8 protein-coding genes are annotated in these 6,846 nt (G+C 57.7%); 4 read left to right on the top strand and 4 right to left on the bottom strand.

What is annotated here, in order from left to right; genetic code table 11:
- From DBR18_RS28835 to DBR18_RS06005, 3 genes are all read right to left on the bottom strand, one after another.
- On the bottom strand, nt 1-210 hold a 210-nt coding region (locus tag DBR18_RS28835), incomplete at its 3' end, for a GIY-YIG nuclease family protein (RefSeq protein WP_256588567.1).
- A gap of 2 nt (nt 211-212) precedes the next feature.
- On the bottom strand, nt 213-854 hold the full coding sequence (gene uvrY / locus DBR18_RS06000; protein ID WP_024012761.1) for a UvrY/SirA/GacA family response regulator transcription factor: 642 nt from the start codon (nt 852-854) through the stop codon (nt 213-215).
- Nucleotides 855-981: 127 nt separating this feature from the next.
- A complete protein-coding gene (locus DBR18_RS06005; RefSeq protein WP_108589641.1) occupies nt 982-1,425 on the bottom strand; it encodes an N-acetyltransferase in 444 nt (147 codons plus the stop codon).
- A gap of 698 nt (nt 1,426-2,123) precedes the next feature.
- Between DBR18_RS06005 and DBR18_RS06010 the strand changes: the two genes are divergently transcribed.
- Nucleotides 2,124-3,188 carry a 3-deoxy-7-phosphoheptulonate synthase gene (locus DBR18_RS06010; RefSeq protein WP_108589642.1) on the top strand — a complete coding sequence of 355 codons (1,065 nt, stop codon included), beginning with the start codon at nt 2,124-2,126 and terminating at the stop codon, nt 3,186-3,188.
- A gap of 85 nt (nt 3,189-3,273) precedes the next feature.
- On the opposite strand, the gene DBR18_RS06015 is transcribed toward DBR18_RS06010, so the two are convergent.
- Nucleotides 3,274-4,452, bottom strand: coding sequence for a hypothetical protein (locus tag DBR18_RS06015; protein WP_108589643.1), 1,179 nt, complete (start codon nt 4,450-4,452; stop codon nt 3,274-3,276).
- A gap of 337 nt (nt 4,453-4,789) precedes the next feature.
- Between DBR18_RS06015 and DBR18_RS06020 the strand changes: the two genes are divergently transcribed.
- From DBR18_RS06020 to DBR18_RS28840, 3 genes are all read left to right on the top strand, one after another.
- Nucleotides 4,790-5,659 carry a triacylglycerol lipase gene (locus DBR18_RS06020; protein ID WP_108589644.1) on the top strand — a complete coding sequence of 290 codons (870 nt, stop codon included), beginning with the start codon at nt 4,790-4,792 and terminating at the stop codon, nt 5,657-5,659.
- Nucleotides 5,660-5,755: 96 nt separating this feature from the next.
- Entirely contained in the window at nt 5,756-6,037 is a 282-nt protein-coding gene (locus DBR18_RS06025; protein WP_007912303.1) for a peptidylprolyl isomerase, read from the top strand.
- Nucleotides 6,038-6,172: 135 nt separating this feature from the next.
- A partial coding sequence (locus DBR18_RS28840; protein ID WP_256588570.1) for an ABC transporter substrate-binding protein occupies nt 6,173-6,846 on the top strand: 674 nt, incomplete at its 3' end.

Consider the following 6,846-nt stretch of genomic DNA (forward strand, 5'->3'; position numbering starts at 1 on the left):
GATGGTCGTTTCGACCTGCGCGATACGTCCGACCAGCGCGGCAGTTTTCGGCGCCAGCCCGGTCTTGCGAAAATAACTGGCAAGGCGCTTTTTGAGGTTCTTGGCCTTGCCGACGTACAACAGGCGCGCATCGCCGTCGAACATGCGATAAACGCCGGGACGCCCGCTGACTGTCGCCAGGAAGGCGCTGGAATCGAATACTTCAGTCATGATCAGGCGCTGGCATCAACCATGCCGTGGCGTACCGCCAATAGCGTCAGCTCGACGTCGCTGCTGATCGACAGCTTTTCGAAGATCCGATAGCGATAAGTGTTCACCGTTTTCGGCGACAGGCAGAGTTTGTCGGAGATGATCTGCACCTTCTGGCAGCCGACAATCATCAAGGCGATCTGGATTTCCCGTTCGGACAACGCATCGAAAGGTGAATCGTTGGTCGGCTGGAACGACTTGATCGCCAGTTGCTGGGCAATCTGCGGGCTGATGTAGCGCTGCCCCGCGAATACCAGCCGAATCGCCTGGACCATTTCCGGCAAACCCGCACCCTTGGTCAGGTAGCCAGCGGCACCCGCCTGCAACAGGCGTGTAGGAAACGGATCCTCCTCGCACACCGTGACAGCGACGACCTTGATGTCCGGATGACTGCGCAGCAACTTGCGCGTGGCCTCCAGACCACCGATACCGGGCATCTTGACGTCCATCAGGACCACATCGGGTTTCAACTCACGGGCCTTGATCAGGGATTCTTCCCCGGACTCGGCCTGTCCAACCACCTGCAGGCCATCGATATCGGCCAGCATACGTGTAATGCCTGTACGAACGAGATCATGGTCATCGACCACTAGCACCCTAATCAAGCAGACACCTCGCGATATGGTCTTATTGGGATGCCGGACACCTTAGCAAAAAGTGCCAGACAGACCTAGCGGCAAGCAGCATTTAAAAAGTTTCAATTCATCATCGAGGGCTTGCCGGCCGTGGGTTTCAGAGCACAGGTGTTGCGAAATCGAGCTGCATCCTCAGGAAACACTCGTCCTCACCGCACACATTCAGACCTTTTCTCTTATACAGACTTTGCGCAGGATTATTTTTGAATACTGTCAGACGCAACGCTGGAAGTCCTTCGGTGCGGGCGATGGCGATAACCTGGTCGATTGTCCAGGATCCTGCGCCCTGCCTGCGAAAGGCTTCGGCTATCTGCAACTCGCGGATGTACAACGCCCGGCGATCCCGACTCAAACTGAAATATCCTACGGATACATCATCAAGAAGAAGCAACCAGTTGTCCCGTCCATCCCAGGCTACGTCGAACGCTTCGTCCTGCCACAGCAAGTCGTGGTCAATGTAATAGCGCAACATGTTCTGACATGTCAGTTCCCGGGCAAACACCCGATCACCCGGTTCAGCGCGGCGCAAATGGTAGGTCATTGTCCCACCGTCAAAAATACGAACCGCCCCTGCCTTGCCAGCAACACGCACGATTGGGCTTTTGCGATCACGAACGTCGACATTGTTCATCCTGAGCGTGTGCCAAATACTGAGTGTGTCACAACATCCGTGGCACTCAAGCGATAGGCAACGTCTTGAATGCGCGATAGCAATTTCTGATTGCTCAGGCCTATGGGCCTCTAGTAAGCTCGGCGCATTCATCGGAGACAGACCATGTTCAACGCCCTCTCACAGCTACGTTCCGCCAGCGCACAGCGCTCGGTTGCGGCTGCCCGGGCCAATGACGTCTGCGCTCCAGCAAACTTTTATTTTGGGTATTGGTTTAGCCACTGGCGCGCCTGATACCCACACGGCGCCCATGAAAACGGGTCGCCTACCAGAGAATTCTCAACCCCCGGTCGGCCTCCCGACCGGGGGTTTTGTTTTTTCAGGCCCGATTTTTTCAGCAACACACCAGACATTTTGAGGAATCACGACATGAACTACGCCACTTATTACCGTTACGACACTTTTACTGCCTGGCGATTTAGCAGCCTCCGCTCGGGACAGCCTGCCGCCTCCGATCGGTCACCCACAGGTGGCAAGCACACACACGCAGCCAATACGGCCAATTGTCGAACACCCCAGTAGGGCCGAGTGAGCGGGAAGCACCCGCCGCCAGCCCAGGAATCCCGAATATGAACTCGTCTGTTTCTGCTCTGCCACTGCCCCACCTGAATTCTGCCAACGAAGCACTGACCCTGCGTCTGCCCAGCTCGTTGCAGCTCAAGCAGCAATTACCCCTGAGCAATGCCCTCGCTCAGCAAATCGCAGCCCACCGCCAGTCGGTCCGCGCGATTCTCAATGGCGAAGACCACCGCCTGCTGGTCGTCGTCGGCCCCTGCTCGATTCATGATCCACGGTCCGCGCTCGAATACGCCGAGAAACTTTCTCGCCTGGCACATGAAGTCAGCGGCGAAATGCTGCTGGTGATGCGTGCCTACGTCGAAAAACCACGCACCACCGTCGGCTGGAAAGGCCTGGCTTACGACCCGCACCTGGATGGCAGCGATGACATGGCGGCCGGCCTGACCCTGTCGCGTGAGTTGATGCTTGAAATGATCAGGCTGGGATTGCCCATCGCCACCGAACTGCTACAACCGATGGCTGCGGGCTATTTCGATGACCTGCTCAGTTGGGTTGCCATCGGTGCACGCACCACTGAATCACAGATTCACCGGGAGATGGCCAGCGGTCTGAACATGCCCACAGGTTTCAAGAACGGCACAGATGGCGGCATCACCGTAGCCGTTGACGCCATGCGTTCGGCTGCGCATCCGCACCGGCACTTCGGTGTTGATAGCCAGGGACATCCGGCAATCATTCAGACACCCGGCAACCCGGACACTCACATCGTGCTGCGAGGCGGTCATCACGGCCCGAACTACGATTGCGAAAGCGTCGCACGGGTCAACGCCGACTTGAACCGTTTGAAGATTCCGGGCCGGATCATGGTTGACTGTAGCCACGCCAACAGCGGCAAGGATCCACTGCGTCAACCAGAAGTGTTCAACGAGGTACTCAATCAGCGCCTGCAAGGTGATCGCTCCCTGATCGGCATGATGATTGAGTCCCACCTGTTCGAAGGCTGTCAGGCCCTGGGCCCGACCTTGCGTTACGGCGTGTCCGTTACCGACGGTTGCCTGGGGTTCAGTGCCACTGAACAGCTACTGTCGGATGCAGCCAGACGTCTTCGAGACTGAGGCTGACAATCAGAACAGCCTTTGCGGACATTTCAATATCCCGCAAAGGCTGAATCATCGTGCAAGCACCTATGCAAGGTTCGGGTTACGCTCGCACCAGGATGGGGGTAATACCGGAAGCCTGACTAGCGTCATCCAGCCGTTCCACCGAATACGACAATTGCACCGTGGTTTCCCGATGCTCACGCCAGAAACGGTAAGGCACGGTAAATACCAAGGGCTGACCTGCGGTTTGTTGCGTAATGTCCCGCTCATCACGATAACTGAAATACTCGCCATCGCATTTCAGGTACACCAGTTCTCCCTCCTCGGCCTGGGCGCTGCCAATCACCACGGTAACGCCGTCCTGCGCATCGGCCACATCCAGCTCCCCGTTTTGCGCTTCCAGCACTTCTGGCGCCGCAAGATCACCTCGAATCAAAGGTGCGATCAGTATTTGCGAAATCGCCGAGTGCCTTATCCGGGCGGCAGCCGACTCGATCCGGTAACTGACGCTCACTTGTTGCTTGGCATGGGAGGCGATGTCATCAGCCGTTGCCCAGAAAGACACAGCTTCGCCAACGGCAAACTGCTCCACGATCAACACATCGTTGATGACCGGCAGTTCATCGACGCTCTTCCAGGACAGGATGATCCGATCGCCCGCCGCCATCCGTGCATAGGGTCGCACGATGATGTTCGCCCCCTGCGGAACGCGGGTCGGATCAAGCGTCCCACCTACCACGCCTTCAATGACCGGAGCGAGCAGGTCGGGTTCTGGATTACCCACATCCAGTTGCAAACGAGTGGATGAAACCGGTTCAGGCAGCGCAGCGCTGTACAGCGTCCAGTAAATTTCCAGCGAGCCGCGCTCCAGTGCCGCGATGTGCACGCCCTTTATGACGAAGACGACTTCCTGGCCGACCTGCCCTTCACTGACCGAGCGTGTGGTTTCGTGGATATGCGGCTGTCCTTCGTCATCAAGCCCTCGCCAGTTCAGCACCAGTTTGTCACCGCACAGCATGTTCGGATAAGGCGCAACTCTGACGAATGCGTTGCTCAGGGAAGGATCAAGCATTCCACCCTCCAGTACCTCGATCATCGGAGCGGGCAACACCAGGACTGACGCCGGGACAGCGACTGACGCGGGCCTGTAGCTGAATTCAAAACTGTCGGTGTCCACTTTCAGATTCAGAAGACCACGTCCACCGGATTCAGCCGATACAGGGGGCATATGTGACGCTGGCGCAACAGGAGAGTCGCCATTGGCTTCATAGTTAGACATTCGTAGCTCCATTCCTTGGATGAGACGCTGCTGCGAAAGCGGCGTCGGGCGAATTCCATTCAATACCATCCAGCGATTGGAGGATGTCAGCGCAAAGCATCGCGCCGGCGGGGCAAACACACCGCGTGATGTAGGCATACGGCACAGAATCCATCTATACCGGGCAAAAGATTGCCAAATGTTCCGACTACCCCCTCAACCAGAACCGAAAATTCATACGTTACTAAGTCCAGTTTCCTCACGACCCTGAGGAATCTTCAGACATCGCCCGCCTGTAAGCCTGCTTTAAAGTGGCACGCACCAACCACTGACAAACAGCTGCAAAAGAGGCACAACCATGCAACGGAATGCGACAACTCGCTACCCCATACTTTTGGTCCATGGTCTGTTCGGGTTTGACCGCATCGGCCATTTCGAACTTTTTCATGATGTCAAGCAAGCGCTGCGAGAGTCGGGTGGACAAGTGTTTGTTCCGCAACTGTCTGCCACCCATGACAACGAAGTACGTGGTCAGCAACTGATGCTGCAGATCGATCGCGTGTTACAAGGCACAGGCACCGGCAAGGTCAACCTGATCGGACATAGCCAGGGAGCGCTGGCGTGCCGTTACGCCGCTGCGCTGGCACCGGAAAAAATCGCCTCGGTCACGTCGGTCAGCGGGCCCAACCACGGTTCGGAACTGGCGGATGCCTTACGTCTGGCCCTGATCCCGGGAAGCTTGCCGGAACATGTGGCGGAGCATGCAGCCACGCAGTTTGCGCACTTTCTATCGATGCTGAGCGGTCAATCGGGTCTGGCGCAGAATGCCGTGGCCGCGCTCAATGCCCTGACCACTGTCGGCGTAGGCCAATTCAACAAAAAATACCCTCAGGGTCTGCCTACGACCTGGGGCGGCCAGGGGCCGGAGCGGGTCAATGACGTTCATTACTATTCCTGGAGCGGCACGCTGCAAGACAATTTGCTCCAGGCTCTTGATCCGGTACATAGCGTCTGTCGGGCATTATCGGGCCATTTTGTCGAAGAGGCCGGGCAGAATGATGGTTTCGTGGGTCGCTACAGCTCCCATCTGGGCCGGGTCATCCGCTCCGACTATCCATTCGACCATCTTGGCAGTCTGCGCCGCTGCGGCGGGCTGCGAAAACCCGGACCTGATCCCATCGAACTCTACGTTGAACATGCGATACGCCTGAAGGCCGCGCAGCTATAGACGTGCATCATTACTTCGAACGGAACTTTGCCGAGAAATCGCTTACTGATTCCGGTAGGCTCCACACTTTACTGAAATAGATTGGAGAATTTCCCCATGGCTAAAGCCACTGCCCGCCACATCCTGGTTTCCAGCGAAGACAAGTGCAACGAACTCAAGGCCCAGATCGAAGGCGGTGCTGATTTCGCCGAAGTCGCCAAGGCCAACTCCACCTGCCCGTCCAGCCGTCAGGGCGGCGACCTGGGTTCGTTCGGTCCTGGCCAGATGGTCAAGGAATTCGACACCGTGGTCTTCAGCGCACCGATCAACGTCGTGCAAGGCCCGGTGAAGACCCAGTTCGGTTATCACTTGCTCGAAGTCACCAGCCGCCAGGACTGATCCGTCGCCTGCCTGCTGTTCCAACGGCCCGCCTTTTGGTGGGCCGTTGTGTTTTGGTTACAGGATACGGCTGGCGACTGACGCGCCGCTCGCGTACAAATTGCGCTTATCGATCACCCGGCTTTAAGGCTGACAATGCGACTGGCTTTCCCCTCCTTGCTGTTCACTGCCGTGGCCCTGCTGTTGGGCGCCGCAGGTGTGGACGCCTCCCCGCAACACGCGTTGACCGTCTATGGCGAACCGGCCAGATACCCGGCCGGCTTCAGTCACTTCGACTACACCAATCCGCAGGCGCCCAAGGGCGGCACCATGCGCCGCTCGGCCATCGAGATCGGGCATTTCGATCACATCCTGCCGTATATCGACAAAGGCATCGGCGTCACACAGATCGACGGCATGCTCTATTCGCCACTGGCCCAGCGCTCGATGGATGAGCCGTACACGGTTTATGGCCTGGTGGCGCAAAAGATGGAGCGCTCGGAGGATGGCCTGTCCCTGCGCTTCTTTATCAACCCCAAAGCGCGCTTCGCCGATGGCAAACCCATCACTGCGCAAGACGTACGCTACACCTATGATCTGCTGATGACCCAGGGCAGCCTGCGTTATCGCACGCAGTTCGCCGACGTCAAAGGCGTTGAAGTCGAAGCGCCGTTGACCGTGCGTTTCGACTTCAAAAGCAACGAGAACCGCACCTTGCCGCTGGACATCGCCACCCTGCCGGTGTTTCCCGAACACTGGTGGAAAACCCGCGACTTCGCCGCCGGCGGTGGCTATGAACCGCCACTGGGCAGCGGCCCTTACCGGGTCGG

The organism is Pseudomonas sp. HMWF021 (assembly GCF_003061005.1).
Taxonomy (GTDB): domain Bacteria; phylum Pseudomonadota; class Gammaproteobacteria; order Pseudomonadales; family Pseudomonadaceae; genus Aquipseudomonas.

Bases quoted from the DNA above. Each gene is read 5' to 3' on its own strand.
- DBR18_RS06010 (WP_108589642.1), top strand. From the start codon at position 2,124: ATGAACTCGTCTGTTTCTGCTCTGCCACTGCCCCACCTGAATTCTGCC.
- DBR18_RS06025 (WP_007912303.1), top strand. From the start codon at position 5,756: ATGGCTAAAGCCACTGCCCGCCACATCCTGGTTTCCAGCGAAGACAAG.
- DBR18_RS06020 (WP_108589644.1), top strand. From the start codon at position 4,790: ATGCAACGGAATGCGACAACTCGCTACCCCATACTTTTGGTCCATGGT.
- DBR18_RS06015 (WP_108589643.1), bottom strand. From the start codon at position 4,452: ATGTCTAACTATGAAGCCAATGGCGACTCTCCTGTTGCGCCAGCGTCA.
- DBR18_RS06005 (WP_108589641.1), bottom strand. From the start codon at position 1,425: ATGACCTACCATTTGCGCCGCGCTGAACCGGGTGATCGGGTGTTTGCC.